Here is a 26,515-nt window from a genome sequence, read left to right as displayed (position 1 = left end):
TAGTCACCCCAAGCCCACCAGCTCAGATGAGGACATTTAGAACCCCGAACTGGTTAGTTATCTCAGAAACGGCGCGATCGACATCTATTGTCGCCGGGCCTGGCCCCGGCGGTTGCGGTTCTGTTGACCCCGTTGTTGTTCCGGGTATTCAAACGCGCGGGCAGGACCAGCCGACTGGCGGCGAGGCCCCGAAAGTCACCAACGCCAACGAGGCACGCCGGCAATGCGTGTGTTGAGCCGACGTGCTCGTTGCGGACCGTCAGCCAAGGCAGGAGAAGCCCGAAGAAATGAAAAGAGTGGTTCGGCTCGGGTCTTCTAGACATGACGTGCTCTGCTGGTAGCGACGGTTGTGGCTGTGGCGACCAGGGCGCCGATCATTGCGAAGATGATCTGGCTGGTCTGGGTGGTCGCGACGACGGCGAATACGAATGGCTGGATGAATCCGATGTAGGTGAAGGAGAAATAGGCGGCGTTCAGACGTGCACGGTCTTTTGAATGGCCGAGCGTTTCGATCTGACGTAGCCCTGCAACGAGGATGACGCCGTATGCCGATCCCAAGATCACCGCCACTGGAAGCAGCAGGGCGCTGATCTGAACGGCGAATGCGGTGGCGGCGAGAAGCATTCCAAACACTGCGAGGCTGAGCCCAGCCGGCATAGCGGCGCCTTGTTTCCATCGCTCGATTCGCTGCGCAAGCGGCTGCACCAGTGCACCGGAGCCCATGGTGATGCCGGTGATGACTCCAGCACTCGCGGTGCTGAAACCTGGCACGTGAATGACGGAGGGCGCGATGGCGAAGCTCATGGTTGCTGCGCCGAACACCCATGGCGCCGTGAATGGGATGGTCCGTATGAACGCTGCAGACCTGACCGTCTCCCAGAACGTTTCTTTCGGGGCGGTGTCTGGTCTGTCAGAAGGCCGCTCTGTCGTGCCCAGATGCTCCGCCACCTTCGTAGGCGCTCCGTGGTCGAAAGAAGGATCGGGCGTTCGCCACAGCAGTGCGGCCGCAACTATCGAGACAAGAAAATGAACCGAGTAAGGCGAGGCCTCAGGCCATGGAGCCCACTGTGCGACGACACCTGCAACGAGCGGCCCCCCTCCGAATCCGACGGAAAGCGCCACCGTGACGCGCTTCGGAGCGGCGGCCCTGTCATCGTCTGAAAGCTCAGTTACCCATGCAGATCCCGGCCCGAGGGCAGCGCCAGCGGCAGCACCAGACATGAGTCGACCGAGCAGCAGCAGCCAGTGTTCCTGCGGACTGAAGCAGAGCACTACCGACGCTGCAGCGGACAACACAACGGCGATTCGGACGAGCCAGCGTCGACCGATGCGGTCCGCGACCTCAGCAGCAATGAAGAGTGCGGGGATGAGACCCACGATGTAGATAGCGAACGCTAACGAGATCTGCGAGGCGGAGAGACCAGTCGTCTCCCGGTAAACCGGAAGTAGTGCAGCGAATTGATTTGCGCCCCAACCCACAACCGCAAGGCCCGCAGCAGCGCGAGACCATCCTGGCAGTCGAGCCGACATCGCACCCGTCCTAAATAACCGGATATGAGGTTACTATTGAAGCATGAACTCGGTGAACCGCACCAGCACCGCCCTGCGGGAACTCCGCTACGACGCCGGTTCCCTCGTGTTGAATCTCGCCGCGACGGTCGGACGGCGTGGTGCAGGCAAGACCCATCGGGTGGAGCGTCTAGCCGATATCGAGGCGCTCGTGCGGTGGTGTGCCGGCGTCGGCATCGACATTGCTGCCGATGTGGATTGGGATAGCTTGCTCACTGAGTTGCGCGATCTTCGCGAGGCCTCGTGGGAGGTGCTGACTGCGTACCTTCATCACAAACCTGTCGGCCTTTCGACAGTTCAGCGGATCGAGGCGTGGGCGCGTGCAGACGTTCCCTTGCCGCGTCTTGTCAGCGGCCGTCATGGGCCGCAAGCGCACATGGCGGCGCTCGACCAGGCTGCCGTTTGTGCCAGCGTTACCCGCGACCTTCTCGCCCTCCTCTCAGACTCTGAGAGAAGGAATCACCTTCGCGAATGCGCGAGTGACGACTGCCGGATGATCTACCTTCTCGCACCCGGCGCACGCCAGCGGCGTTGGTGTTCCATGAGTCGGTGCGGCAATCGCGCGAAGGCGGCAGCGCATCGCGCTCGCCGGTCCGAGACGACAGCGTCACCATAAGCCGATCGCCGAGGGTGCGTATACGTCGTCACACTCACATCGTGTCACGCGCATTTCTGACGGCAGTGAGGGCTCTCAGCCAGTCGTGGCCGGCAGGCAGCGGCGCACGTGTGTGGCAGTAGCGCTGCTGTAGTGCGGTGGCGGCTGCGTGGTCGTCGGGTATGAACCCGTGGTCGGTGAGGGCAGCGTTGATGTCGGTGGTGGTGTACCCGGTGCGGTACGGCTCGCCGTTGGAAGCGACTGTCTTGGCTACTCGCTGTGCGCTTGGTGAGGTGGTGCTGCCGGAGATGACGTCGGGATCGATGTAGTCGAGCACGATGGTGCTGCCCGGTGCGCACACGGTGGCCATGTCGGTCAGTGTGGCGGTGATCGCGTCTTTGCTGAGGAACATCGTGACTCCGATCCAGGCGACCACGCAGCGGCGGGCGGGATCGAACCTACCGGCTTTGAGGCGCTCGGGCAGTCGGTCCTTCTCGAAATCACATGGCACCCAGTTGATCGCGGACTGCTTTTCGCCGACTAGGAGTGTGTCTGTGGTGCAGCGTTTGTCGTGTTGGGTGGAGGGCACGTCAACTTCGAAGAAGGTCGCGCCGGCACGTTGGTGACGCAGACTCGTGGTGTCGAAACCGGCACCGAGCAGGACGATCTGGTCGATTCCGTCAGCGAAGGCCCGGTCGAGCACGTCATCGAGGTAGCGGACTCGGAGCACGACGAAGTCGTTGGGCAGTCCAGCTGGCGCGGTGATCCACACGCCGTCGACCATCAGTGGTCCGGGCGCTCGGCTGGCCGAGTAACCGCAGCGAGCGGGGCAACCTCATATCGCGAGGGTAACCGGACAGGAAATCAAAAGCCGGGATCGGTATACGGAACAGCTCCACAGGGCACCGGTCGACCCGACCCGAAGCGTTCAAACGCGTTGAAAGCAAACGATAGAGCGCGAGCGTGCGACTATCGCCCATCCATGATAGCGATCGCACCGGCCGCGGATGAGGGACGTCCCTCTACACCGATGCTGGGAAGCTCTCGGATGCGTTCTCTATACGGCGGTGCGCCCGCCGTCGACAGGTATGACCGCGCCGTGGACGAAGCTGGCTTGATCGCTGGCCAAATAAGCGACAGCTTCGGCGATCTCGGTTGGAGCTGCCACGCGGCGTGCCGGGGTGTGGCGCATCATCGCCGCCAGCCCGTCCTCCCCGAACTGCATAAGCGCGTTGTCCGTCGCGGTCGGGCCGGGGGCGACCGCATTCACGCGCACACCGCGCGGACCGTACTCGGCCGCCCAGGACTTCGTCAGCAGGTTCAGCGCGGCCTTGCTCGCCGCATACACCGCTGAACCGGCCGTTCCGAAGGAAGCGACCATGGTCGAGACGTTCACGATCACTCCGTGACCGCGTTCGGCCATCTGTGGCGCCAAGGCGCCAACCAAGTAGAACGGTGCCTTGACGTTGACCGCGAAGCACGCATCGAAATCGGCTTCGTCGATCGCAGCGGTGGTGCCGAACACACCGATCGCCGCGTTGTTGACCAGAATGTCGACCCGCCCGGCCACTTCGTTCGCCTCGGCTGCCAAGCGCTGAGCACTGGAGGCGTCGACGAGCGCCGCACCCACGAAATCCGCGGCCCCGCCCGCCGAACGCACCGCATTCACCACCGCCTGACCACTCTCTACGTCGCGGCCACTCACCAGCACGTGAGCACCCCGTGACGCGAGCATCAACGCCGTCGCTTCACCGATACCCCGGGTCGCCCCCGTCACCAACGCGATCCCACTCACTGCAGACATGAACTGAGCTTAGAGATGACCTGAGAATGTTGGTGACCTCGTTGTCGGTGAGGACTCGAACGACCCGTTCAACTCCGGCTCATGGTCCATGGAGCTGATATGAGAACTCCGCTCGACACTGCCCACCGCCCAATCCCCGAACGCGCAGCATGGGTACTCCATTCCTCACTGGCCGAACCCCACTCGGACTCTTCCCGCGGAACAGGTTGCGCGGCATCCGTACCGAGCGCTTGCTGGGTGTCGCTTCGCGGCTTGATGCGCCATCATTGATAAGGGTTTGGGGGTGATGAGATAGGGAAGGACACACCGGTGACTCGGTGGACAGCAACAGCCTCCTGTACGACAGCCCGTTTGACCGAACGCGCGGTTGCAGACCTTGATAGGTCTGTCACCTACGATGCCGAGGCCCAGGTTCTGAGCGCAGTGTTCGAAGTGAAGGCACCGACGCTGCGCCAGGCCACCACATTGGCGCTGCGGCTGGCCCGTCCGCTGCTACGCGAGAAGCCCTCTGCAATTGCGGTGCAACCCACTGAGCAACATCAAGCACTGCTCGCACACCCGCCAGAGATGGATCTTCTGAGTGTCGGTGATGCTGCCCAAGTACTGGGTGTTTCGGCTACCCGAGTCATCCAGTTGCTGCAGAAAACACCCGGTTTCCCTGCGCCCGTCGCCAAGCCGCGCAGCGGACCCATCTGGACAAGGGCCAGCATCGAGGCTTTCAGGACACGACGGGAGAACCATCCGCTTGCTGCTGGCCGCCCTCGCAAACACGCCTGAGAGTGAAGCGACTATCGACACAGACTCTGTCGTCGAGATGTCGATCAGCGGATCTGGCGGCTCAGTGCGTTGACCAGTGCCGTATTCAGGTAAGCGGTGGCCGCGTACCCGGGTACGCGTAGCGCGTCGATCGCCGCGGTGTCATCGACAATGATTGTGGCGCCGCGGAATTTGGTGAACGGGTCGGGCAGCCCGTTGTAGCTGCCGCCACCAGCTGCGGAGTCCGTGCGTGCCACGATCCGTACGTCGGTAGGGATCGTGTTGAGTTGCTCAGGGTCGGCGACGGCAGCGATATCTGATCCGTCCGCGGACGCGGTGATCGCCGGCTTGTCCAGGTATCGGAACCCCAGACCTTGCAGGTACTGCGCCGCAGCTGAATTCGGCGTGGCGACACTGATTCCGTCATCGGCGACGAACACGACCTCGACGCTCTTACCGTCGAACACCGGATGCTCGGTGCGCAGCTTGGCTTGGGATTCTGCAGCCTCGTCGATGAGCTGCTGAGCCTGTTCAGTGCGGTCCAGGATGCGGCCTACCCATTGCAGCTGTGTCTGCCAGCTCCATTCGTTGGCGTTGGGGGCGCGGGTGATGGTGGTCGCGACCTCGGCCAGGGAGCGGTAGGTTGCTGCGTCGATGTCGCCGGTGTCGATGATCAGATCAGGCTTGGCCGCCGCGATTTGGGCAGGGTCAGCACTGGTGAGCACTTGGGTGTCGCCGGTGATGAGGTCTTTCTCCCAGCTGGGCAGGCCGGCGGGGGGTGCGACGATGGCGGCGGGTTGCACGCCCAGCGACAGCACCGCGTCCCCGTCGCCGGGGCCGGCGGCCACAATGGATGTCGGTGGGGCGGTCAGGGTGGCTTCACCGTGGGCGTGGACAAGTGTCTGTGCCGCGTAGGCGGGGGTGTCCTCGCGGGTGAACATCCAGGTTCCGACCCCGCCGCTGACCACGACGGCGGCGGCGACGCCCGCGGCGGCCAGCGCGGTCCTGCGGCTGCGCGGTTTTCGCGTCGAAGAGAGGTGCATCGGGGCGGCGGGTCCGGGGCCGGTGGGCCACCCGGTCGCGGGGGTCGGCCCGGTGGACCATCCCGGCCCGGGCGGATACGGGCCTGTGCCGGTGTGTGGCCCGCTCCAGTGCGGCGGACTGTTCTCCGGACCCCACGGTGGGCGCTGTGCGGGTGAGGGCGCCGGGGTGATGCGTACCTCGGCGGTGGTCTCATCGAGTGCCGCGGCGGCAGCGCGGGCCAGATCCCCGGCGCTCTGGTAGCGGTGGATGGGCTCTTTGGCCATGGCGCGAGCGATCACAGTGTCCATCGTGGCCGGAAGGTTGGCCACCACGTCGGTGGGCCGCGGCGGGGGTGACATCAGGTGCGCGGCAGCCACGGCGGCCATGCCACCGGAGCTGCTGAACGGTGATGTGCCGGTGAGCATCCGGTACAGAGAGCAGCCCAGGGAGTAGACATCGGCGCGGTGGTCGGCGGGTTCGCCGGCCAGTGTCTCGGGTGCCGCGTAGGCGATGGTGGCCATCACGGTGCCGGTCTGGGTGAGGTTGACCGCGTCGTCGAGGGCGCGCGCGATACCGAAGTCGGCTAGAAAGATCCGCTCATCGTCGGTGGAGAGTAGGAAGTTGGCCGGTTTGATGTCGCGGTGCAGCAGGTTTCGGCGGTGCGCGTAGTCCAGGGCTTTGGCGACTTCACCGGTGATGTGCACGGCGCGTTGCGGGGTCATGCGTCCGGCGGCCAGTTCGCGTTCGGCGTCGCTGCCGGCGACGTACTGCATGGCGATCCACAGTTGGCCGTCGGTTTCACCGCGGTTGAGCACGGCGACGATGTTGGGGTGATCCAGGGTGGCGGCCAGTTCGGCTTCGCGTTCGAAACGTGCGCGGAAGTGCTCGTCGCGGGACAGTTCCGCGGAGAGCACTTTGAGGGCATCGCTGCGCGGCAGCACGGGGTGTCGTGCTCGGTAAACGGTGCCCATGCCCCCGGAACCGAGAACGTCCTCGACGATGTAGCCGCCGATGTTTGACCCTGCGGGGAGAACCACTAGTGCATCACCTACTGTCCAGCCAGAATTCGGTATTGAGCGGCCATCTGCTGACGTACATCGACTGCGGTGTCGGAGAACGCGGTGTAGGCGTAGCGATCGACGGTGGCGACGCATTTGTATTGCCAGACCACCCGCTGCCAGGTGCTCGGCGAGGTGCCGGGTAGGCCGCCTTCGGTGCGCTGGAAGCATGTCGCCCCTGGCAGGCCGGGCACCCCATCGACCTCGCGCACCGACGGCAGGTTCTCGATCTCGTCGACGAGGCCATCGACGATGCGTGTGGCACCGTCGGCGTTGGAGGCCTGATACACCGTGGTGAGTCGCTGGCCCACGATGTCCACCCCGGCGGTGTTGAACGTTGCGTTGGCCTGCAGCGGGTCGAGTTCGAAATGTAGCCACCCGCGGGCCTTCCAGACCCCGATGATGAACGGTGCGCGGCCGTCGGGTGCGATGAGGGTCCGGGCAAGCAGTTGCCCGCTGGGATCCAGCGGCAGATCCCGCATCGCGTCAGGTTCGGTGGGGACGAACTCGTCGGTCCGGCGCTTCTGGATGATCAGGGCGCCGTCGACCAGGCTGACCGCGTTGGCGCCCAGGAACTCGTCGGCGGTCTTCGCCTCCTGATACAGCAGGTATCGGCCATGCGCGGTGAAACTGACCACCTTCTGAACCCCACCATCGATTGTCGATGACACAGCGCGTGCCTCCGGTGTGTTGCCGAGGGTGACTGGCTGTGTCGGGGGTTCCCCGGGCCGAGACGCCTCCGCGGTGGCCATCTCCGCGGCGGCGGCCTCGGCGGCAGCAGCGTCGGGGAACATGAGCACGACGTTGTGCAGGCTGCGGGTTTGGCCCGCCTGCTCTGGCAACACGCGCACGGTGGTGAAGCCGGTCATGAAGCGGTGTTCCTCGGCCACTGCGATCAGATCGTCTTTGAAGACACCGTTGACGCGCATGACGTCGATCGAGGGGATCGGCCCGATCAGCCCCAAGCTCAGCGCCCCCGGCATGTTCTTGATCTCCGCGTCCACCTCCCACGGACCGATCACGAAGTCGGCCATGCGGTGGGCTTCGAGCACGTTGGCGGCGTCAACATCGTCGCCGGCGGTGCCGAACGGTTTGCTGGAGGAGGTGTCGTAGGTGCCGGTGTCCATCAGCGCGACATTGGCTCCCGAATCAGGTCCCGCTGTGGGCGTGGTCGGGGTTCCCGTTGTGGTGGGGGAGCATCCGGTGATCAGCGCGGCACATGCACCCGCTGCAGTCGCTACTTTCAGAACGGCGGTGGTAGGTGTCACGGGTGCTTCTCTAGCATTGCCTCGGTCTTTCCCTGATACGTGGGTGGTTCTTTCGGGTGGCTGAACGGCTGCGCATGTTGTCAATTGACGATTCACGGGGGAGTGGTGGTGATGTCCGCGACCACGATCAGCACCGCTGCCACCATCATCAGCAGCTGTCCGCGACGTCGGCCTGACGGAGCCGGGTTGGGCCTGGTCGGCTCCGGCGGCCAGGCGTGTGGGTGCCCGGCGTTCCAGCCGGCCGGCGGCGCGGTCCATGGGTGCGCTTCAGCCGGTGGGGGTGGTTGAGCACCAGTGGTATTGGCGGGTGACGGTTGTGGACGCGCGTACTGCGGCACGGCTTGTGTGGCGGCGTCGGGGTCCCCCAGCCGGGGTTGGGAGGCGGATTGACATGGTTACCAGGCCAGTTCGTCATAGCGGATACCTCCTTTGCTGAATCCTGGTGTGGGCATGGGCGCTTCGGTGGATGGGAGCATCGTGCGGTCGCCGGGCTGGGTCAGAAAGTCAGCTCCGGCGGTGTCTTGGCCACGTCAACGGTGCCGGTGAAAAACTTGTCGATGTTGCCGTCGACGGTATTTCCGTCGCGGAGTTGGATGTTGACCGTCATCACCACCGAGCCGCTCACTCGGACAGTGAGTGTCTGCGCGTCGAACATGCCGGCAGTGACATCGCTGATATCCGTGCGGCCCCAGGTGGCGGTTCCTTCGACGGCATCCTCGCGGGTGATCTCGTAGGGGCATCCCGGCGGGCTCAGTAGTTTCGAACGCTCACAGGCGGCGAATGTTTCTGCCACCGCCTCGTTGACTCCCGCGGCGCCTGACTTGGACAGTTCGAATCTCGTGAAGATGCTGGCGCGGCTGACCTCCAAGTGATTCAGCAGGAAGTTCTCGGTGGTGATGCTGAGGTTCTTATTGGAGCTGGCGAGGTCGTTGAAGCCGGGGAACAGGTAAACCGTCGACGTGTCTTCGAGGGGCTTGCCGAACAGGGTGAGCGTCTTGTCCGCGGCACTGTCGGTGCGAGACCTGCTGATCTCGGCTCTGATGAACGCCTCATCGAGTTTCCATTCGTCATCGACTTTGGACAGGTGCAGGCCGGCATCGGAGGTGGTCCCGCCGAAATCGGCGGCCACCCGCACCATGTTCTTCCCGATCGCCTCAAACTGCGCGCCCTCGCTGTCGTCAAGGATGCGGATATTGGTGATCGGCATCTTGGCGATCTGCTTGCCCAGCACCTCGTCGTTCAAGAAATCAGTGGTCGCGGGGGTGACCTTGGCGTAGGACAGCGCCTCCTCAGCGTTGCCGCTGGCCAGTGCTTCCAGATACGCGGTCACGGTCTCGGCGGCGGAGAGGCCTCCTGCGCCGATACCGCCACCGGTGACTCTCGGAACCACCACGAATGCGGCGATCAGCGCAACTATCGCGGCACCGGCGATGATGAACAGCTTTCGCCGGCCGCGCTTAGGTCCGCCCCGCGGACCACCTGCAGTGTTGGCCCAGCCAGACGGCTGCGGAGCGGAGGCCGGCCAGCCCGCGGCGGGTGCCTGGGGCGGCGGCCCTGCCCACGACTGCCTCTGGGGCTGGGGCGGCGCTGGTGTGGACCACGAGCTGTGCGGGGCAGGCTGCTGCCCCCAACCCGGGTCGGGCGGTGGTTGCGGTGAAGCCGGGCGCTGGAACTTCGGCGTAGCGACGGTGGGGCCCTCGGGATCCGGCCACCCTCCGTGGGGGTTCTGGTTGTTCACGGTGCTCTCCTTGTGCGCTGCCGGTCGGTGCAGCGTCGACGACTGCGCCGAAAGGCGGTATGGCTGCGCGGTGTGCGGGTGCGGGACCTGCGTCGCGTTGGTCAGCGGATCTTGTCGGCGATGGCGCGCGTGATGGAGTATCCGGCGCTGCCGACGGTCGGTGAGCAGACCCGGACATCAACGATGACGTTGCCGCGCAACGCCATACCGCGTTCGCACTGCTGTCCGGCGACCTGCGAGGTGGTGGGCACCAGCATCAGGGTGTCGATATCGCCGATCGGGCGTGGTGTCTTGATGTCGATCTCGGTGGATGCGCCCTGGTAGCTGAACACGGCGTGGGTGTTCTGGCATGCGCTCCAGTCACCGACGAGCTTGTCGTAGATGCGTTGGGCCGCTGCGGGGTCGGGGAATGCCAGCACCGCTTGGGCGATGCGGTGCTCCTGGCCCTGCGCGACACCCTGGATGGCCATCCCGGTGAAACCGGTGCCGTCGTAGGTCGCGGCGTAGGCCGGGCCCCACGCCCCGGTGCAGTGCGGTGGTGCGACGTTGCCGGCTAGCGGTCGGGTTTCCAGCGGCCCGAGTGCTGCCGCGCCGGTGACGTTGAGTTGCGTGCCGACTTCCGCGGCGGGCAACAGAAGCGGGGCCAGCGCGTCCGCGGCGAGCGTGGGTCCTGTCGGCGGAGCCGGTGGTGGCGGGGCCGGCGGCCCAGTGGGGGTCGGGGTCGCCTCGGCGCTGGGCTGCGACGGCACCGTGGTCGTCGGGCTCGCCGGCACCTGCGCGGCGGTGGTGGCCGCGGCGGTGGTGGCCGCGGCGGTGGCGGTGTCCTCGTCTCCGCCTCTGTCACCGGTGGCCGTCACGTAGGCCACCAGAGCGCCGGCGATGACGACGACCCCACCGGCGATCCACCATTGGCGCTGCTGCAGCTGTGCCATCCAACTGTTGCGTGGCGGTTCAGGCGAGGGCTGTGGCGCTGTTGAGGCCGGCGGTGCGCTCGGCGGTGGCGGCGGTGGCGCGTACTGCGGCGCCGGCGGGTAACCGTGCGGGGCCTGCGAATGATGCGGTGGTTGCGGTACCTGGGGTGGCCGTCCGAACACCTGCGCTTGCTGGGTTTCCTGCTGGTCAAACGGCGTGCGGTCCCCGTTCGGCTGACCGCCTGGCACTGGGCGGCGCGGACCGCCTCCGGGCTGCCTGGGATCCTGCGGATTCACGTATTCCCCCCGATGTCTCGCGGTGCGATGAGTTGTCCTGCACCATCCGTCGCATCGATCATCGCATGATCCGTTGCACGCCCATTGCACCAATTATTTGCCGCACGGGCCCCCTCTCACGGTGTGTAAGACTGAAATCGGTAACAGCACAGCTCGCGGGCAGCGATGCCCAGGCGCTCCGTTTTCCCCGGTTAGCCGGGGCGATGGGCTGCGACGATTTGGGCGGTGCCGCTCCGGAAGTTGTGCTAGCGCTATCGGTGCAGCACAGGGGATGTAGTGCAATCAGGAGGGGACGTGACAGTGCAGCAGTGCCAGGAGCCGACGGCGGAGGTCGACCTGCCAGCGCTGGCGATCGAGGTGGCAGGTCGAACGTTCATCGCCGAACCCGGGCAGGGAGCGGTGCTGATCGGCCGGGTACCCCCGGCGCACATCCGCATCACCGCCCCCGCCATCTCGCGAACCCATCTACGCATCGAGCCAATCGGGCGGCAGTGGGTCACCAGCGATGACGACACCCGCAACGGCACCTTCCTCGACGGTGACCGCATCGAGTCGCTGCCACTGCCCTCGCCGCTCACTGAAGCCGTCACCTTGCATATGGGTGCCGCTGACGGCATTGAGGTGCGCATCCGCAGAGCAGCCCCGGATGAGCGTGCCGGCACAGCTGACGGGCTGGCGGCCTGCGCCGATGACGACCTTGACGACATCGCTGATGCCGACGGTGTCCACACCCTGACCGGCGAGGTCGACCTGTCGATCGCGCGGGCAGGAGCAGCGGTGGCGGCTCGCCGCGAGCAGCTGGGACTGTCTCAGCGCAAGCTCGCTGATGAGCGGATCGTCAGCCAGAGCCAGCTGGTGAAGTTTGAACGCGGTGAGCACTGGCCGCGCCAGAGCACGTTGACCAGAATCGAGGGCTATCTGGACTGGTCGCCGGGCACTATTGCCCGGATCCGTGCGGGTGCGCCGGCGCCCGACGCTGAGTCCACCGAGGTGCTGTCGCCGACCGTGCAGGTCGGGGTCCTCATCGACGCCTCCGAGATCGCGTTGCGTCAGCTGCTGGCGCGCGCAGCGGGGCTGCCATCGGCGAGTTCCCCGCAGTTCGGGGCCGAGATTGCGCCGATGTTGGCCGAGTTGCGTCGGCTGGAGCGCGGCATCTCCGGTACGGCGGCCACCAGCCCCGGCCGCCCCGAGGTCGCCCGACTGCTGAGCCAGATCCGTCTGACTACGGAGGACCTGGCCGACATCGCTGCCCGCGCACCGGCGGCCACGCTGGGGCAGCGGCTGACCGCGGTGCGCACCCGCAGCCGCCTGAGCCTCGCCGAGGTGGCCGCCGCATCCGGCACCGATATCGACACTGTCACCGCTGCGGAGGCCGAACGCCCGCTCAGCGCGCAGGCCAGGGTCGCAATCGAGCAGTTCATCGCCGTGGTGGGTGCCCGATGATCATGTGGCAGGCGCGATCACGGATATTGGCGGCGGCGGTGGCCGCAGCTCTGGGGGCCACCCTGATCACCGGGTGCTCCAAGCCGCTTGAAGGCGGCGGACAAGCAAAGTCATCGCTGTACAACCCCAACTCCGTCGGTGGCTTGCCGGTCGTTGACGGTCCCAGCGGTATCCGGCCCGATGCCCCCGAACCCGAAGGCGAGGTCGTCAACGGCGACGGCTCCGAGGCCGATCTGCTCGGCATGCTGTCGGTCAACGATGTCGTGGAGTTCTGGGAGCAGCACTACAGCGACCCGCTGGTCGGCTCGTTCGAACCGGTCGAGAATATCGCCTCCTACGACTCCACCAACCCACTCGGGCCGCGCATCTGCGGCTCGGATTGGTTCCGCAAACCCAACGCGTTCTTCTGCCCGGCGGCCGATCTCATCGCCTGGGACCGAGGCAGTCTGGTACCCACCGGCATCAAATACTTCGGCGATGTCTCGATCGCGGGATTATTGGCCCACGAATACGGCCACGCGGTGCAGAACATGGGCGATCTGGTCGACCGCTCGACCCCGGTGATCGTGCGTGAACAGCAGGCAGACTGCTTCGCCGGCAACTACATCCGCTGGGTCGCCGAAGGCAACTCCAAGCGCTTCGAACTGAATACCAGCGACGGCCTCAACCGCGTACTGGCCGCGGTGATCACCATCCGCGACCCCGTCCTGACCCCCGAAGACCAGGAAATGGTCGAGGAGGGGCACGGCAATGCCCTCGATCGGATCAGTGCCTTTCAGACCGGCTTCATCGACGGTGTACAGGCCTGCGCCGACATCGATCTCGCACAGATCGAAGCCAGCCGCGGCGACATGCCGATGATCCTGGAGGACGAACAGGACCAGGGCGGCCAAGCCCCGATCAACGAGAAGTTGGTGCAGATGGTCACCGAGGTGGTCTCAGGGATCTACGCACTCAACCCGCCGCCCACGGTCACGTTGGACGCGAACGCACCGGCCTGCCCGGATGTGAAAGCCACACCGCCGGTCTCCTATTGCCCGTCGACCAACACCATCGCCGTCGACCTGCCCGGCCTACAGGCACTGGGTAGCGAGGCCGGTTCCCAGGAACGCGTCCTGGTACAGGGCGACAACACCGCCATCTCAGTGCTCATCTCACGGGTGGCGCTGGCGCTGCAGCAGGAACGTGGCGTCAACCTCACCGACCCTGCGGCATCGGTACGCACCGCCTGCCTCACCGGTGTCGCTCAACGCAAGATGGTCGAACCGATCGACGCCCCCAGTGGCGGGAACATCGTGATGACCGCAGGAGACTTCGACGAAGCGGTGGCCGGGCTGCTCAACAACGGGATGGCATCATCGGGAGTCGACGGCAACACTGTCGCAGCGGGTTTCACCAGGATCATGGCCTTCCGGTCCGGGGTGATCACCCCGAGCGTCGACGGCTGCTTCGCGCGGTTCCCGTGACGGCGGTGAAGCCGGCGCGGCGCAACGGCGGTGCCGATACCGCGATCGCGTCTCCGCTGCTCGCGCCACACGTCGCACTGCATTGGTGCGCCGCCGGTCATCGATGTAGGCGGCCTCATCGCCGCACGGAGCATGCGCAAGCCGGCATAGCTGGTGTCGCGGGCGATATGCGGCACTTACGCGACACACGGTCCTGCAAGCGATCCTGCTCACCCAGCAGACCGCCCATGACCACACCGGGTACGGGCATGTTGAGCACCTGGCTCGACCCCGGCACCCGAGGCGAGGAGGGCCCTTTCATGACGAACATGACTGCGACACCGCCGCGGCGCGGAACTGATGCCGCAGTGGCGATCCCGCTGCTGGCCGTTCACATCACGGTGGCGCTCGGCGCCACCATGGTCGTCGGGTTATCGGTGATGGGACTTGACCCGTGTGCCTACCGCGAGTGTGGCGACCCTCGCTGGGCCGACGTCGGTGTGAACACCGCATTGGTGTCGGCGGTGGGGTTGCCGGTGGTCGACCTTGCCTTCATTATCGTGCAGCTGGTCAGGGGCCGGCCCGCGTGGCCGGTCCCGGTGGTGTTCTGCGTCGTGCATGTCATCGTCGCCGTGGTGTGTATGTCTTTCATGGTCCAGGCGGGTCCCCGGTGATCGGGCCGGCACCCGGTGAGGACGCCTCCGCGGAGAGCGTTTTCTCCATCGATCCGCAGGAGATGATCTGGCGGGTGGCGCGCCTGCTGGTCGACGGTCAGCGCACCATCAGCCAGTTCAGCGAGGCCGCCCGGACGCTGAAAGAAGCCAAGACCAACGATCCGGCTGTGCTGCAGGTTCTTTCACAGTTCGAAGAGGCCTCGCGCGAATGGTTTCACGAGGCGCTGCCCAACCATCTGGCTGCCATGCAGGTTGCCATCGAGGCGTACGACACGTTCGGGTCCGGGTTCACTCGTGTGGAGGATCCGATCGACGCCGCGGTGTGGAGCAACAAGCTCTTCGTTTGGCGGGAACGGCTCGGCGGGTCGATCAGCGGCAACAACAACAGCAGCAGGGGCGGGACAACGGGGACGGGGGAGGTTGGATAGCGATGGAGTGGTACTGGTGGGTTCTTACCGCGGGCGGGTATATCGCGGCATTCATTCTGGTAGCCAAACTGACCTCCAAACGCGGCACGCGAATATTCCTGGTCGCCACGCTCTGCGCACTGATTCTGGGCATCCCGTTTTCTGATCCGCCGGCGAGCTACTTCATATCGGTCCTGGTTGTGTTCGATCTACTGGTCCTGGTCTGGCCTCTCCTCGCCCGCGACGCGCCGGCAGAGCGCGCTCAGCATTGAGTAGCAGGGAACAGATTTTCTGATGCCGTTCGGGAATTGAAAGCGAGTGTGCGCGTTGGCATTGACTGCGGCGGCGCTGTGCCCGCATCCGATCGCCCTGGTGCCGGGATTGTCTGCCGATCCTGATGGCCGGTGGGCATCGCTGCGCACCGCGTGTCTGGACGCGGCCGCCCTGTTGGGCATCCCGGTCATCGGTGGTCCGCAAGCACCGGGCCCTGACGCGGCACAGTTGGTGGTCATCGTCGGTGGTGACCACGTGACGCGCAGCTTCGACCCGTCCAGGGCATACAGCAGCCTGTTGGGGGCGGGGGTGTGGTGGACCTCAGGCTGGGGGCAAGCAGCTGAGGATCCGCAGCCGCTGCCACTGTCATTGAGCCTCGGCTATTGGCTGCTCACCGCGTCGCGACCGGGAAACGCCGGCATGATCACCTGCGATATAGCTATCGAAGCGGTCAACTTCGACGCCGCCCCGCAGGAGTGCATAACGCTGGGCGCAGACCTGGCCGCACGCGCAGAGCGGGTCGCGTTCATCGTGATGGGAGAAGGTATTGCGTGCGTGCCGCCGGCGCGCCGCACCGCCGACCTGATGCAGTCCGACAACGCTTTTCGTAGCGACCTCGAACGAGCCGACACCGATTCACTGCGGCAGCAGGGATACACCACGATGACCGGACGTGCGCCATGGCAGGTGCTGGCCGGAGCCGCAGGCGCCGCCGTGTTCGACACCCGCACCCACGAATCCAAGCCGCACAATGCTCCTGTGATCAGTTGGAGGAGGCGGTGATCATCGCCGACGAAACAGGGTTCGGCAACATGTATTCCGACTTGCCGCCACGTATCGACCTATCGCGGACCGTCGGATCGGTCGACGTGACCGGCGCTGATGTCGAACACGGCGGGCGCGGTGACGATAGCAACGGGGCGGACCCATACTTGCGCGTCACCGGTTGGAAACGCCCGTAACACAGTTCGCGTTGCCAGAGGTGGTGCCAGCACCGCGTGTGCCTCAGTGAGATGCGGTGGGCGCGAACACCTGCACTCCATCCAACATGCGGGCGGCATCTCGCTGGTAGTCGGCGTTGTTCGGGTCGGTGGTCTGCACTGTCACCGAAATCAGGTAGGCCTGGCCGCTGTCCCCTCTCGCGAGCACCTGAATAGCCTGCAAGTGGCGCTCCGCGGACTGCGGGCCCATGCCGGGCGACCGGAATGTGATCCTCTCGGCGGGTAGGCCGCACACCGTGACCGGGGCGACCGCCATATCGAGCGCGCCAGCCAAATTGATGAGATTGTGTTGTGCCTGGGTGTAGACGGTTGCGGCATCTTGTGACGGCGATGGCTCGACGGTGATCACGATGTTGGGCGCAAACTTGTTCGCGATCATTGACGGATTGGTCAGCGCGAGGCGGATTATCTCGCTGTCCATCTGGGTGAAGCGAGTCCACCCGGGCGGTTGCGGGACGCGCACTCCCGGCTCACCGGTGGCGAACGCCGGGACGTCCACCGTCGCGGTGTCCGCGGCGGCGCAGGCACTGCTGTCACCGGAAGGTGCAAACGTGCTGCGAGGCGCGGCGGGGCCGGTGATGCCGGGAATCGTTTTGTCCGCGAACAACTCTTCGAAGCTGACCGGTTGCGGTTCATCACTGCATCCGGCCGTCGTGATCGCAACCAGGCCGGCGGCCAGTGCAGCCGCGAAACGGATGCATAGAGGTTTCGTCGACGCCATGCGAGGCGACCTCCCGTATGTGCAGATGTGGACAACGAGTAGTTGGGTCAGAGCGGGTAGGCGACCCGGTGGCGTGATGTCACGTCGCGAGCACGCGCGCGGACGCATCAGCCGGGATCGGAAAGCATCCAGGCGATCCCGGAAATCGCGCCGAGGATCGCAGCGCACACCAGCACAGTGCCCAGGACCGAGCCGAGTGCCGAGAACACCCACCACGAGGTGTTGCCGCGGCGCACAAGCGAAATGAGAGCCAGGATCAGGAATATCGCGGTGGGGCATATCAAGGCGATGAACGCCAGCGTGCCGGTCCACAGCGCACCGGACAGCACCATCACCAGCAGCGCCGACACCGCCGCCAACGGGCCGAGGGTCAACCCGTTCCACAGCCCGGCGGCGTTGAACCACCTTGTGCTGCGGGTACTTGCGTTCATGTTCGGCCCCCGTGACTGGGCGGTAATTCCGCCGATTTCATGCTAAGTCCGCCCGGTCGCCCCTAGCCGCACCAGTTTCTGCGGCCGATCGTTGTCCAAAAATGGTGCGCTGACAGGATCCCCGGCAGCGTTACAGTCGAGCTGCGCACATCTGCGCGTCCGAACTCGAAATGGGGGAGTGCCATGTTCACGGGGAAACGACGACTCGGTCAGGTCGTGGCGACAGCAGCTGCAGCGGGGGCACTACTGGGCCTTGCCGCAACGCCGGCGGGCGCGTGGCCGATCCCGCTGACCGCCGACCAGACCAACTTTCTCAACGCCACCCGCGGCGGCTTCCCTGGCAACGACGACCAACTGCTGCTCGCCGGCAACCAGGCATGCCGAATGCTCTACACCGGTCAGGGGACACAGGCCACCATCGACACCACCGCCGCAACCTACGGAGCGAGCCCACAGCAGGCCGCCGCCCTGGTCGGTGCGGCACGCAGCACCATGTGCACCCAGGCTCCGGGCTGACCCGAACAACCATCGCCGCCCGCCGCACGCCCGACGCGGTCACCACCTCGCCCAACCAGCGATTCATGACCACCGAGCGCTGCGATGCAGCGAGGATGCCGCATACAGTTCATCGAACGCTGGAAGGAGCGGCACGTGAACTCACCTCCATGGGAGCCGCCACGCCCGCCGTCGGGGCCCCAACCGGGATGGCACCAACCGAACCCCTACGGTCCCGCCGGCGGGCAGGGAAACCCGCCGCCGTGGCCGGGACAGCAATGGCAGCCGGCACCACCGCCGCCTGGGTACGGCGTGCCGCCTCCACATCCTTACGGTGGATTCAGCGCACCCCCGCCCCGGAAACGCAGCACCGCCACACGTTGGCTGATCGGCCTCGCGGCCACCGCGGCGCTTGCCCTGGTCGGCTACGCCGTGCTCTCCGCCACCGGGGCGGGCCCACGCGACGACGAGTCCTATCAGGCGGGGCGCGCAGCGGCTGAGAACGGCTCGACGATGGTCAAGTTCGGGGGAGCGGCGCCCGAAGAGTATTGCGAGCAACAGTTCGTCCTGAGCACTCCTGTGGGCAAGCAGAGCGACTTCAACCGAGGCGACTTCATGGACGGGTGCGTCGACGCAATGACCGGAAGTTGAACCCTGTTGCCGCACCGCTGCGTCCGGGTCCCGCAGGGACCGCCGACCGATTGGGTTCCCGGCGGCGCCGAGCGCGGCGAGGCGTCGCGCTAGCGTGACAGGTGTGGCGGGCGTTACGCAGTCGGACTCGGGCTCGGTGCAGTTGATCGTGGATCGCGACTCGGTGGCCATGAGTGATGACACCAAGTCTCATCGCCAAGTGTGGGCACTTCCCGGTGCAACGTCGACGGCCGAACTCCTGTCGCACCTAGCGACGCACCTGCTGCCCTACGTCAGCGGATTCGCCGGCTGGCAGGTAAATCAGGACGTCGGTGACCGCGGGCCCGGATCGACACTTGGGATGATCTACACCCGCGATCACCTCCGCCAAGAGCGATACCTGTGCCTGGGCGTCGGCCATCGGCGCACGGTGGCCGACCTCGCGCGCCGCGCACCGATCCTCGCCGTGCACGCTGCATACCTCACGGGCGAGGCAGCCCAGCCGCGGACGTTCAGCCAGGCAACGCCGGCTTCTACCTGGACCGGGGTCGAGCCAGTTCGATTGAGTGGGGTCGCCCAAAACGATGCCGAGCACGACTGGCGGCTGATGCGCCGGCTCGACAGCCTGATCAACGCCGCCCAGACGCCACGTCGCGCCTGGGTGCGCCAACACATCCACACCGGCACCGCGGTGGTGTCAGCGGAGCTGTTCGCGGCCCGCAGTATGCGACTGGTGGCCGAGGACCTATGTCCGGCCAGCATGATCATCGCCGCGCGGGACCTGCTCGGCATCGAGGGCCGCTACGAGGAGGTCTTCGCCAGCACCACACCCGGTGATGCTGGGCGGGCAATCGCCGCGACGGTCTTCGGAGCCTTCGAGTGGGCCCTGTCGCAGCCGCTGCACCGTCCGGCGTCATCGGAGCGCCGCCGCACCTACCTGGAGTATCTCGGCGACCACGGCTACCGGCTCAGCCCCGTCGACCAGTTCTTGGCCGGCCACCTGGACTTGGCCGCGCTTCGAACCGTGCTTGGCGCTGAAAGCATCTGACGCCCAGGCTATTTGCGGCCCGCGGCGAAGTCGGTTCGTCGGGTCAGGCTGTGGCCGCGGCAACCGCCACGGTGAGGATGTTCAGCTCGACAAGTTCATCTACTCCGTGCGGGGCCATATCGGTGTGGCCTGCGTCTTCGCAAGCATCGCTGTCGACCATGGTGCCTCCCTGCCGGTGGTTCATTGGGTTGCCAGTGTAGGCGCGGGTCCCGCACGCGAGGTCAGCCGCCGTGGAGCCCTTCGGTGTCCGGGATGTGGCTCGTCGTGGCCAGGACGGTCTGGCCACGGGCTGGGTTGCATCATCGGCGGCACGCCGGGTCATGACCCGTTCGATGCGCTCTTCGGGGCGAAGCCCTGATGGCGGCCGGGGCGCTGCGCGCGTAGTCGTCGACGAAACGCCGGTTGCCGCAGCGGGTGTCGCGGTCTCTGGGTACACGATGGCGCGCGGGCGGGCGCCTGTCGTCCGCATCCACTGATGCATGCAGTGCATTAGCATCAGATGCATGCGCACCACGCTGTCACTTGACGACGATATTTTGCTGGCGGTGAAGGAACGCGCACGCCGCGAGAACAGGACTGCAGGTCAGGTCCTGTCCGACCTCGCGCGGCAAGCGCTGACGCAGCAACAGAACACGAATCCAGGTGCTAGCACCGAGGGCTTTTATGGTTTCGAACCGTTCGAGCGTCGGGGTCCCGCCGTATCCAATGCCTACGTCGATCGGCTGCGTGACGAGGAAGCGGTGTGACACGAGCGCTGCTGGACGTCACCGTCCTCATCGCGTTGCGCGATAGCGATCACGTCGACCAGCTGCGTGTTCGAAGCTGCGTGGAAGCCGTGGAAGACCATTAGCGCCGGAAGACGTGCACCTTGCCGGTTTTCATCGGTGCATCGGCCGGGCCCTTGGTGTAGTTGGTGATGTAGAGGGGTTTGCGCTGGGACCACCGCGGTCCGCACGCCTGTTGACGCCAGTGCCCCTCCACCGACCACCGCGAGTGAAACTTGCGCCCGCTGGCACCATTTGAGGGGTCTTTCTGTTCGGCCAGTTTGCGCCGCAACTCCACCATCGACACCGGGCTCGGCTCCGGCGCCGCGGAATCCTGCCCCGCTGCCGGCGGACGTGCTTCCAGCTGCCGAACCTCGGCCACGGTGCGTTGATCCATCAGCAGCCAGGTGGCGCCCAGGATGCTCACCATCTGCGACGCCTCGGGAACACCGTCGACTTCGGCGGTGCGCGGCACGTCGGGATTGAGCACCAGTGTGGCGCCCGCCCACAGCGGCGGGGTGATGCCATAGGGCTCCAGCAGCTCCTGGCGCTGCGTGAGCCGGGAGCCGACCTGGATCTGCAACACCCCGTCCGGGCGTCGCCACCACCACGCCGCGTCCCAGGGCACGTGACCGTGGCTGTGAAACGGCATTTCGCCGGCTGGTTTGGCCCAGCACAGCATCCCGGCCTCAGACGGCAACACCAGGTCTGGAGTCCACTCGGGCAGCGTCTGCGCCGCAGCCATCACCACCGGAACCATGTCGCGCGCCATGCGGTTTTCCGCCGCACTGACCGTGTCCGGTTTTGACAGTGTCCTGATTGCGCATGCTACGCGATCGGTCACGGGAGCTGGCGGGACGAAGGAGGAAATCGGTAGTGGCCCCTCCGCCGCGCGCGCCCATCGCCGACGAGAACGGCACCATCTGCACCGTGAAGGCTCTGCCGGATATCGCTGCCGTGGCGTCGGCATTAGCCGATGTCGCGGAGTTGATAGGTCACCCCGCTTAAGACGCTCGGTCTGCTGCATGCAGCACGTCTCTGTGCCGCGGTAAAAGGCAGAGGTCGATGGGCGAATCCGCTATGCTGGGGCTTCGTCGCACAGTGTCGTCTCAACGGGAGATGGCAGCGACTGTCTCCTAGGAGGACATGATGTTGAGTCGTCTTGCGCGTGAATTTGCCGCCGAGATTTCTTCCCATGACTGGTCGGATGCGCCCTACCGCCTCGATCGGGCCGGTCATCAACGGCAATGGGACTCTCGAGCGACCGACGACCAGCTCACACCGGACGAGACCGAGAATGTGCTCATCAACGTGATGTGGGTGACAGCGCAGGTGCTGCGGAATCTGGATCCGAACCTCGACGTGCACGAATTCGCCGAGGCGTGCGGTGTTCCCAGGTCGCGCCGGCTGAATAGCAACGGCAAACCCAGCGGTGTCATCACCCACGGCCTGCGGTGGAACGACGAACAGCCAGGACTGCCGCTGCCGCCAGGTGCGCCACTGCAACGCGTCGTAATGCACTGCACGGCACCAAATCTGGTCGTCTTCAAGCGGCTTCTCAAGGAAGTAGGGGCCATGAACCCCGGTCTGCCGCCGACGCAGGTCGAGAAGACCGAGGTCGATTCAGCCGGCGGCGCACTGCGCACCGTAACCGTCTACGTCCGTGAATGGGATTCCGATAGAGCCGCGTCCAAGGCGGTGGAGATGGTGCGTCGCGCCAGTGAATCCCTGCAGGGCGGGGGACCGGTGACGCTGATCAGCGCTACCGAAGTGGTCTGCGGGAGCTGAGTCCCCCGCCGCTAGACGTGAATGCGGTCGGTCTTCAGCGGAGCGTCGTCAGAGTCTTGCGAACGGGTCGATCCATCGACCGGTGGTCGGCGTGGTGGTGACCCCCTCGAGCGTGGCCGCGTGCTGCACCTCGGCGTCGGCGAGCGCTGCGAGATCGCATCCATGGCGTGCAAGGGAAGGCCTGCGTCGATGCGGCTCAGGTCCAGCATGTCGGTGACCAGCCGGCCCGCGCGGCGGGATTCTCCTTGTAGCAGGTCTGCGCGGCGCTGCTGGCGCCGCGACTCGGGGTCGTCCCGCTGCTGGGCCGAAGCGGCGACCTGTTCTGCGGCGGCCTGTATGCCCGCGATCGGAGTGCGCAGTTCGTGGGCGGCGTCGGCGAGGAACCGGCGGGTGGCCTTCGCGGGGGTGGTCGGCGGTTCTGGGAAGGCGCTGCCCTGGATACCGGTCAGGGCGAGGACCCAACCGATGAGCGCGACGAGGTTGGGGATCATGAGCGCAAGGCCGAGGAACGCGACTAGCCCCGTGGCGTCAGATCGCGTATCTGGCGGGGTGTGCTGCGAAGCGTTGGGCGCAGCGGTCGGAGCAGAACCAGAGGTCATCGTCGTTGTGGCGCAGATGGTGGGTGGCGGTGCGTGGGTCGATGCGGACACGGCAGACCGGATCGGTGGGGTATTGCGGCGGCGGTAGCTGCACCCTGTACACCGCCACTGGGGCGCTGATATTGCGTAGCTCGGTGGCGCCGAGCGGGTGGGCTGCGACGCCGAGCGCTTCACACGCGGGCAGGATCGGTTCGGTGATGACGGCGTGCCCGGCGCCTGCGAGTGCGGTGATGCGTGCGGCGGTGTTGACGGCATGGCCGAAGTAGTCGTGGTCCCGTTGGACTGCGCTGCCGTGGTGAATTCCGGCGCGTAGTCCAAGGAAGCCGTCCTCGTCGGCGGCGCGGTCGGCGAGGTCGAGGATGGTCGCCATCATGGTGTCGGGGCCGTGGGCGTGGATCATCACGGCATCACCCATGGTCTTCACCACCGTCACATCGAGGGCCAACGAGTCACGGGTCAGTTCGACGAGCCGTCCGGCGAGGTGAGCAGCTTGCTCGTCGCCGCACATTTCGGTCAGGGCGGTGAAACCGGACAAATCGACGAACGCGAAGGTCGCGTCGGTGGAGGCGGCCTCACCCATGCTGTCCAGCGTCTGCTTCGCGATCGTTGCGGTCGACCTCGGTGGTGTCGCGACGGTCGGTGCGGAGGCGCCCCAATCCGGGCAGGAAGCGCCCGACCCTGGCGGCGTAGCGGGCATAGGGCTCGCCGTGGACGCGTTTCAGGTGGGGCTCTTCGATCAGCCGTATCTGCGTCTGGATGCCGGTCAGGGCGAGGACCCAGCCGATGAGCGCGACGAGGTTGGGGACCATGAGCGCCAGGCCGAGGAACGCGATGAGCGCCGCGGTGAAGATGGGGTTGCGCACCCAGCCGAAGGGGCCGGTGGTGACCAGCGCGGTGCGTTCACGGTCGTTGACCCCGATCCGCCAAGATGCTCCCAGCGCCATCTGCGCTCCGAACGCGGCCAGGATGCCTACCACCGTCAGGACGACGCCGAGCACTTGAACGGGCGGGTGCTGCAGCCCGCTCACGGGAGGCAGGCCCAGCCAGTGCGCCAGCGGGCCACCGACACCCACCGTGAGATAGCCGATGTCGGTGGCGGTGAGCGCCGACCACCCCAGCGAGCCGCTTGGTGACAGCGTGCGCCGGTTGCCGCTGTCACCGGTGCGGCGACGCTGAATGAGGGTGCGCAGCGCCCCCAGGGTCAGCATCATGACCACGAACAGGGCCAGTGCCGCGGCGGCCATCACCGCCCACCGGCCGCAGGCAGTGGCTTGGCGGCGACGCCGAGCAGGTAGTCGCCCTGGATGCGGGTGACCGATCCGAGGATGAGCAGGTCGTGGCGGCGCAGTTCCTGAAGGAACTGTTGGGCGGTGAATCGGTCGTCGGTGGGATGGTCGAACAATCTCCGGTAGGTGGGACGGTTGAGGGCGTGGGCGGTGACTTCTTCGAAGTAGAAGCGTCCACCGGGGGTGAGCACCCGGGCGGCTTCGGCCACCGCGGCGCGCCAGTCCGGGATGTGATGGATGATGCCGAAGTCGAACACCGCGTCGTAGCTGCCGTCGTCGGCGTTCAGCGCGGCTCGAAGGTCAGTGGCGCTGCCCTGGACCAGCATTACTCGGTCGCCGTAGGAGGCGAGCCGCTCGCGGGCCCGGTGGATCATCGCCGGGTCCAGGTCGAGGGCGTCGATCCGCTCGGCGCCGAATCGCTGCAACACCAGCTGTGAGCCGTAGCCCGATCCGCAGCCGATTTCGAGGGCTCTGCTGCCCGGCAGGAGCCGGCCCCCGAAGCGCAGCAGTACCGGCACCTCGTAGAGGCGTTGCAGCCACCGCCGAGGCGGCGAGTTGATCAGGGCAGTCTCGGCCCGATTCATCAACACCGCAGACTCCTTTCCCTCAGCAGACCGAATCGCCACTGGTGCCTGACCCATCGGATTACATGGGTGGCATCGTCGTTAGACGATCAATGATGAACGCTATCATCGTTTCGTGGCGATGAATAGGTCTGGCGGTGATCTCACAGTTGGACCGCGCTGGGGTGGGGCGGCGCTGCTGCGTGCGGGGGTGTTGGCCTTCGCCGGGTCGATCGGCGTCACCGATGCCCACGCTCACCACGCCGTTCAGATCATCGCCGCAACAACGGCTTTCACGGTGCTCGATGAGCACGGCGCGCGACTCCGAGGCACGACGGTGGTCGTGCCCGCCGATGCACCACACCGGGTCGAGGTCGGAGCCGAGGAGGGCACGGTGGTGTTCCTCGACCCAGAGTCGGCGCCAGGACGGTCCGCGCACCTGCGTGCGGTCCGCTCCGGGTGGACCGTGACTCCAGTGCCTTCTTTCACCCGTAGACGGGCGCTGGCCATCGCAGTCGACGAGCTGATCGCGCACCTGGCACCCGCCACTGCCGGAGACGGCGTTGCGCCTCGCCACTCGGCGATCGATGACGCGTTGCGGCTGCTGCCCGACCTCGTGGCGGCGGGCCCGGTCAGCGGTACGGAACTGGCTGCGCGAGTGGGGATTTCGGCGAGCCGGTTGACGCATGTGTTCACCGAGCAGGTCGGCATCCCGCTGCGCCGCTACGTGCTGTGGTCACGGTTGCAGGTCGCGATCACCCGGGTGCAGGCCGGTGACGATCTGACCGGGGCTGCGCACGGTGCGGGGTTCGCCGACAGCGCCCACCTCACTCGCACGACCCGCGAGATGTTCGGTCTGCCGCCCTCGGTTCTGAGCCGGCACGTGTCCTGGGATCTCGACGGCACCGGTTAGCCGAATCATTCAAGCTTCGCCACGGGTAGGGCGCCGACCATAGAGGCATGAGCACGACTTTCTCGCCTTTGACCAGAACCCCCGTCCAGGCACTGGCCCGCTACGGCTACGTGCCCTTCATGCTGATCGGGCTCAACGGCGCCGCCATCGCCCTGAGCGCCGCGGGCGCCCCGAAGTACTGGCTGCTGGCCATTCTGGGCGTCGCGATCGCAACGTCGTTCCTGGTCGAGCGGATCATCCCCTATGACCGCGAGTGGAACCATGATCGCGCCGACACCACCCGTGACCGCGTCCACGTCGCGGTCAACGAAACCCTCATCCTGGCCAGCGTCGCCGCCATCCCGCTGCTGGCCGCGATCGTTCCCGCGCCGCAGCTGTGGCCGCACGGTTGGCCGTTCGTGCTGCAGGTGCTCGCCGCGATCCTGATCGCCGATCTCGGCATCACCGTGGTGCACCTGGCCAGCCACAAGATCGGCGTGTTGTGGCGGTTTCACGCCGTGCATCACAGCATCACCCGCTTCTACGGTCTCAACGGCCTGATGAAGCACCCCCTGCACCAGACGGTCGAGATGGCCGCCGGCGTCGCACCCCTGATCCTGATCGGACTACCGGTCAACGTAGCCTCCGTGCTGGCGCTGGCTGTGGCGATCCAGCTGCTGCTGCAGCACTCCAACGCCGACTACCGCATCGGCGTGGCCAAGTACGTCTTGGCCCTCAACGAAGGCCACCGCTTCCACCATCTGAAATGGGCCGGCGTCGGTGACGTCAACTTCGGGCTGTTCACCCTGGTGTGGGATCACCTGATGCGCACCTACTCCTATGACCGGGCCCGCCGCTTCGACTCCACCCAACTCGGCATGGCCGCCAAACCCGACTACCCCAACGGATACTTGCGCCAGATGATCTACCCGTTCACCCACAGCGGCGGCTGCACCCTCAAGTCCACGAGCGAGACAGTCGACGCGCAGGCGTCGGATTCCGACCCCGGCTCGAAATATCGTTGCTGACCGGCTAT

The 26,515-nt window shown here is 66.1% G+C and carries 29 protein-coding genes and 1 pseudogene; 16 read left to right on the top strand and 14 right to left on the bottom strand.

The window, feature by feature from the left end:
- Window positions 1-315 precede the first annotated feature (315 nt).
- Window positions 316-1,530: an MFS transporter gene (locus tag AWB94_RS06910; protein WP_064961216.1), complete on the bottom strand. Its 1,215-nt coding sequence runs from the start codon at window positions 1,528-1,530 to the stop codon at window positions 316-318.
- A 43-nt stretch (window positions 1,531-1,573) separates the two neighbouring features.
- On the opposite strand from AWB94_RS06910, the gene AWB94_RS06905 reads away from it, so the two are divergent.
- Window positions 1,574-2,185, top strand: coding sequence for a CGNR zinc finger domain-containing protein (locus AWB94_RS06905; protein WP_046190081.1), 612 nt, complete (start codon window positions 1,574-1,576; stop codon window positions 2,183-2,185).
- A gap of 34 nt (window positions 2,186-2,219) precedes the next feature.
- On the opposite strand, the gene AWB94_RS06900 is transcribed toward AWB94_RS06905, so the two are convergent.
- Window positions 2,220-2,948, bottom strand: a complete 729-nt coding sequence (locus AWB94_RS06900) for a class I SAM-dependent methyltransferase (protein ID WP_046190080.1) — start codon at window positions 2,946-2,948, stop codon at window positions 2,220-2,222.
- Between the two features lie 273 nt (window positions 2,949-3,221).
- Window positions 3,222-3,968: an SDR family NAD(P)-dependent oxidoreductase gene (locus AWB94_RS06895; RefSeq protein WP_107529121.1), complete on the bottom strand. Its 747-nt coding sequence runs from the start codon at window positions 3,966-3,968 to the stop codon at window positions 3,222-3,224.
- A 351-nt stretch (window positions 3,969-4,319) separates the two neighbouring features.
- On the opposite strand from AWB94_RS06895, the gene AWB94_RS34540 reads away from it, so the two are divergent.
- On the top strand, window positions 4,320-4,745 hold the full coding sequence (locus AWB94_RS34540; protein ID WP_057969518.1) for a hypothetical protein: 426 nt from the start codon (window positions 4,320-4,322) through the stop codon (window positions 4,743-4,745).
- A gap of 44 nt (window positions 4,746-4,789) precedes the next feature.
- Here the strand turns inward: AWB94_RS34540 and AWB94_RS06890 are convergent, their stop codons facing one another.
- The 4 genes from AWB94_RS06890 to AWB94_RS06875 all read right to left on the bottom strand — a co-directional run bounded on the left by AWB94_RS06890 (window position 4,790) and on the right by AWB94_RS06875 (window position 10,743).
- Window positions 4,790-6,784 carry a serine/threonine-protein kinase gene (locus AWB94_RS06890; protein ID WP_046189491.1) on the bottom strand — a complete coding sequence of 665 codons (1,995 nt, stop codon included), beginning with the start codon at window positions 6,782-6,784 and terminating at the stop codon, window positions 4,790-4,792.
- Window positions 6,785-6,795: 11 nt separating this feature from the next.
- Window positions 6,796-8,073, bottom strand: a complete 1,278-nt coding sequence (locus tag AWB94_RS06885) for a DUF7373 family lipoprotein (RefSeq protein WP_131805182.1) — start codon at window positions 8,071-8,073, stop codon at window positions 6,796-6,798.
- A gap of 496 nt (window positions 8,074-8,569) precedes the next feature.
- Complete coding sequence (locus AWB94_RS06880; RefSeq protein WP_165605253.1) at window positions 8,570-9,811, bottom strand: DUF4878 domain-containing protein; 1,242 nt, start codon at window positions 9,809-9,811, stop codon at window positions 8,570-8,572.
- 101 nt (window positions 9,812-9,912) lie between these two features.
- Window positions 9,913-10,743, bottom strand: a complete 831-nt coding sequence (locus tag AWB94_RS06875; protein ID WP_062654566.1) for a sensor domain-containing protein — start codon at window positions 10,741-10,743, stop codon at window positions 9,913-9,915.
- A gap of 570 nt (window positions 10,744-11,313) precedes the next feature.
- On the opposite strand from AWB94_RS06875, the gene AWB94_RS06865 reads away from it, so the two are divergent.
- From AWB94_RS06865 to AWB94_RS06840, 6 genes are all read left to right on the top strand, one after another.
- Window positions 11,314-12,462, top strand: coding sequence for a helix-turn-helix domain-containing protein (locus AWB94_RS06865; protein WP_165605252.1), 1,149 nt, complete (start codon window positions 11,314-11,316; stop codon window positions 12,460-12,462).
- Window positions 12,459-13,928, top strand: coding sequence for a neutral zinc metallopeptidase (locus tag AWB94_RS06860; RefSeq protein WP_064961215.1), 1,470 nt, complete (start codon window positions 12,459-12,461; stop codon window positions 13,926-13,928). Before AWB94_RS06865 ends, AWB94_RS06860 begins: the two co-directional genes overlap by 4 nt.
- 227 nt (window positions 13,929-14,155) lie before the next feature.
- Entirely contained in the window at window positions 14,156-14,581 is a 426-nt protein-coding gene (locus tag AWB94_RS06855; RefSeq protein WP_207626218.1) for a hypothetical protein, read from the top strand.
- Between the two features lie 74 nt (window positions 14,582-14,655).
- Window positions 14,656-15,009 carry a hypothetical protein gene (locus AWB94_RS06850; RefSeq protein ID WP_131805180.1) on the top strand — a complete coding sequence of 118 codons (354 nt, stop codon included), beginning with the start codon at window positions 14,656-14,658 and terminating at the stop codon, window positions 15,007-15,009.
- A gap of 2 nt (window positions 15,010-15,011) precedes the next feature.
- Window positions 15,012-15,260, top strand: a complete 249-nt coding sequence (locus AWB94_RS06845) for a hypothetical protein (protein ID WP_062654561.1) — start codon at window positions 15,012-15,014, stop codon at window positions 15,258-15,260.
- 55 nt (window positions 15,261-15,315) lie between these two features.
- Window positions 15,316-16,044: a hypothetical protein gene (locus tag AWB94_RS06840; protein ID WP_131805179.1), complete on the top strand. Its 729-nt coding sequence runs from the start codon at window positions 15,316-15,318 to the stop codon at window positions 16,042-16,044.
- Window positions 16,045-16,266: 222 nt separating this feature from the next.
- On the opposite strand, the gene AWB94_RS06830 is transcribed toward AWB94_RS06840, so the two are convergent.
- Window positions 16,267-16,983 (bottom strand): LpqN/LpqT family lipoprotein, encoded by a 717-nt coding sequence (locus AWB94_RS06830; RefSeq protein WP_062654558.1) that lies wholly within the window; start codon window positions 16,981-16,983, stop codon window positions 16,267-16,269.
- Window positions 16,984-17,090: 107 nt separating this feature from the next.
- Window positions 17,091-17,414: a hypothetical protein gene (locus AWB94_RS35030; RefSeq protein WP_062654557.1), complete on the bottom strand. Its 324-nt coding sequence runs from the start codon at window positions 17,412-17,414 to the stop codon at window positions 17,091-17,093.
- A 216-nt stretch (window positions 17,415-17,630) separates the two neighbouring features.
- Here AWB94_RS35030 and AWB94_RS06820 point away from each other — a divergent pair, with 216 nt between their 5' ends.
- From AWB94_RS06820 to AWB94_RS06805, 4 genes are all read left to right on the top strand, one after another.
- On the top strand, window positions 17,631-17,930 hold the full coding sequence (locus tag AWB94_RS06820; RefSeq protein ID WP_234811646.1) for a DUF732 domain-containing protein: 300 nt from the start codon (window positions 17,631-17,633) through the stop codon (window positions 17,928-17,930).
- A gap of 135 nt (window positions 17,931-18,065) precedes the next feature.
- Complete coding sequence (locus tag AWB94_RS34535; protein WP_131805177.1) at window positions 18,066-18,560, top strand: hypothetical protein; 495 nt, start codon at window positions 18,066-18,068, stop codon at window positions 18,558-18,560.
- A gap of 103 nt (window positions 18,561-18,663) precedes the next feature.
- Entirely contained in the window at window positions 18,664-19,587 is a 924-nt protein-coding gene (locus AWB94_RS06810; protein ID WP_131805176.1) for a hypothetical protein, read from the top strand.
- A 503-nt stretch (window positions 19,588-20,090) separates the two neighbouring features.
- Window positions 20,091-20,333, top strand: coding sequence for a ribbon-helix-helix domain-containing protein (locus tag AWB94_RS06805; RefSeq protein WP_062654553.1), 243 nt, complete (start codon window positions 20,091-20,093; stop codon window positions 20,331-20,333).
- A gap of 100 nt (window positions 20,334-20,433) precedes the next feature.
- On the opposite strand, the gene AWB94_RS06800 is transcribed toward AWB94_RS06805, so the two are convergent.
- Window positions 20,434-21,123 carry a hypothetical protein gene (locus tag AWB94_RS06800; protein ID WP_062654552.1) on the bottom strand — a complete coding sequence of 230 codons (690 nt, stop codon included), beginning with the start codon at window positions 21,121-21,123 and terminating at the stop codon, window positions 20,434-20,436.
- A 104-nt stretch (window positions 21,124-21,227) separates the two neighbouring features.
- On the opposite strand from AWB94_RS06800, the gene AWB94_RS36075 reads away from it, so the two are divergent.
- Together AWB94_RS36075 and AWB94_RS06795 are read left to right on the top strand one after the other, a co-directional pair.
- Window positions 21,228-21,359, top strand: a complete 132-nt coding sequence (locus AWB94_RS36075) for a hypothetical protein (RefSeq protein WP_272937609.1) — start codon at window positions 21,228-21,230, stop codon at window positions 21,357-21,359.
- Window positions 21,360-21,500: 141 nt separating this feature from the next.
- Window positions 21,501-22,139, top strand: coding sequence for a hypothetical protein (locus AWB94_RS06795; RefSeq protein WP_131805175.1), 639 nt, complete (start codon window positions 21,501-21,503; stop codon window positions 22,137-22,139).
- A gap of 78 nt (window positions 22,140-22,217) precedes the next feature.
- Here AWB94_RS06795 and AWB94_RS35705 read toward each other — a convergent pair.
- The 4 genes and pseudogenes from AWB94_RS35705 to AWB94_RS06775 all read right to left on the bottom strand — a co-directional run.
- Window positions 22,218-22,534: pseudogene (locus AWB94_RS35705) on the bottom strand (histidine kinase dimerization/phospho-acceptor domain-containing protein); the annotation flags it as partial.
- 133 nt (window positions 22,535-22,667) lie between these two features.
- On the bottom strand, window positions 22,668-23,318 hold the full coding sequence (locus AWB94_RS06785) for an adenylate/guanylate cyclase domain-containing protein (RefSeq protein WP_048471345.1): 651 nt from the start codon (window positions 23,316-23,318) through the stop codon (window positions 22,668-22,670).
- Window positions 23,311-23,982, bottom strand: a complete 672-nt coding sequence (locus AWB94_RS06780) for a methyltransferase family protein (RefSeq protein WP_082168962.1) — start codon at window positions 23,980-23,982, stop codon at window positions 23,311-23,313. The genes AWB94_RS06785 and AWB94_RS06780 overlap by 8 nt, the downstream gene beginning before the upstream one ends.
- Window positions 23,982-24,608, bottom strand: coding sequence for a class I SAM-dependent methyltransferase (locus AWB94_RS06775; protein WP_048471388.1), 627 nt, complete (start codon window positions 24,606-24,608; stop codon window positions 23,982-23,984). The genes AWB94_RS06780 and AWB94_RS06775 overlap by 1 nt, the downstream gene beginning before the upstream one ends.
- Before the next feature lie 121 nt (window positions 24,609-24,729).
- On the opposite strand from AWB94_RS06775, the gene AWB94_RS06770 reads away from it, so the two are divergent.
- Window positions 24,730-25,500 (top strand): helix-turn-helix domain-containing protein, encoded by a 771-nt coding sequence (locus AWB94_RS06770; RefSeq protein WP_048471387.1) that lies wholly within the window; start codon window positions 24,730-24,732, stop codon window positions 25,498-25,500.
- A 47-nt stretch (window positions 25,501-25,547) separates the two neighbouring features.
- A complete protein-coding gene (locus tag AWB94_RS06765; RefSeq protein ID WP_048471344.1) occupies window positions 25,548-26,507 on the top strand; it encodes a sterol desaturase family protein in 960 nt (319 codons plus the stop codon).
- The last annotated feature ends 8 nt before the right edge of the window (window positions 26,508-26,515 follow it).

Origin of the sequence: Mycolicibacterium canariasense (assembly GCF_002101555.1) — a bacterium.
Lineage (GTDB): Bacteria > Actinomycetota > Actinomycetes > Mycobacteriales > Mycobacteriaceae > Mycobacterium > Mycobacterium canariasense.
The sequence above is the reverse complement of the archived record's forward strand: the minus strand, read 5'-3'. Positions and strand labels throughout refer to the sequence as shown.

Bases quoted from the DNA above. Each gene is read 5' to 3' on its own strand.
- AWB94_RS06910 (WP_064961216.1), bottom strand. From the start codon at position 1,530: ATGTCGGCTCGACTGCCAGGATGGTCTCGCGCTGCTGCGGGCCTTGCG.
- AWB94_RS06905 (WP_046190081.1), top strand. From the start codon at position 1,574: ATGAACTCGGTGAACCGCACCAGCACCGCCCTGCGGGAACTCCGCTAC.
- AWB94_RS06900 (WP_046190080.1), bottom strand. From the start codon at position 2,948: ATGGTCGACGGCGTGTGGATCACCGCGCCAGCTGGACTGCCCAACGAC.
- AWB94_RS06895 (WP_107529121.1), bottom strand. From the start codon at position 3,968: ATGTCTGCAGTGAGTGGGATCGCGTTGGTGACGGGGGCGACCCGGGGT.
- AWB94_RS06875 (WP_062654566.1), bottom strand. From the start codon at position 10,743: ATGGCACAGCTGCAGCAGCGCCAATGGTGGATCGCCGGTGGGGTCGTC.
- AWB94_RS06860 (WP_064961215.1), top strand. From the start codon at position 12,459: ATGATCATGTGGCAGGCGCGATCACGGATATTGGCGGCGGCGGTGGCC.
- AWB94_RS06855 (WP_207626218.1), top strand. From the start codon at position 14,156: ATGACCACACCGGGTACGGGCATGTTGAGCACCTGGCTCGACCCCGGC.
- AWB94_RS06845 (WP_062654561.1), top strand. From the start codon at position 15,012: ATGGAGTGGTACTGGTGGGTTCTTACCGCGGGCGGGTATATCGCGGCA.
- AWB94_RS06830 (WP_062654558.1), bottom strand. From the start codon at position 16,983: ATGGCGTCGACGAAACCTCTATGCATCCGTTTCGCGGCTGCACTGGCC.
- AWB94_RS35030 (WP_062654557.1), bottom strand. From the start codon at position 17,414: ATGAACGCAAGTACCCGCAGCACAAGGTGGTTCAACGCCGCCGGGCTG.
- AWB94_RS06805 (WP_062654553.1), top strand. From the start codon at position 20,091: ATGCGCACCACGCTGTCACTTGACGACGATATTTTGCTGGCGGTGAAG.
- AWB94_RS06800 (WP_062654552.1), bottom strand. From the start codon at position 21,123: ATGGCGCGCGACATGGTTCCGGTGGTGATGGCTGCGGCGCAGACGCTG.
- AWB94_RS06795 (WP_131805175.1), top strand. From the start codon at position 21,501: ATGTTGAGTCGTCTTGCGCGTGAATTTGCCGCCGAGATTTCTTCCCAT.
- AWB94_RS06785 (WP_048471345.1), bottom strand. From the start codon at position 23,318: ATGGGTGAGGCCGCCTCCACCGACGCGACCTTCGCGTTCGTCGATTTG.
- AWB94_RS06780 (WP_082168962.1), bottom strand. From the start codon at position 23,982: ATGGCCGCCGCGGCACTGGCCCTGTTCGTGGTCATGATGCTGACCCTG.
- AWB94_RS06775 (WP_048471388.1), bottom strand. From the start codon at position 24,608: ATGAATCGGGCCGAGACTGCCCTGATCAACTCGCCGCCTCGGCGGTGG.
- AWB94_RS06770 (WP_048471387.1), top strand. From the start codon at position 24,730: ATGAATAGGTCTGGCGGTGATCTCACAGTTGGACCGCGCTGGGGTGGG.
- AWB94_RS06765 (WP_048471344.1), top strand. From the start codon at position 25,548: ATGAGCACGACTTTCTCGCCTTTGACCAGAACCCCCGTCCAGGCACTG.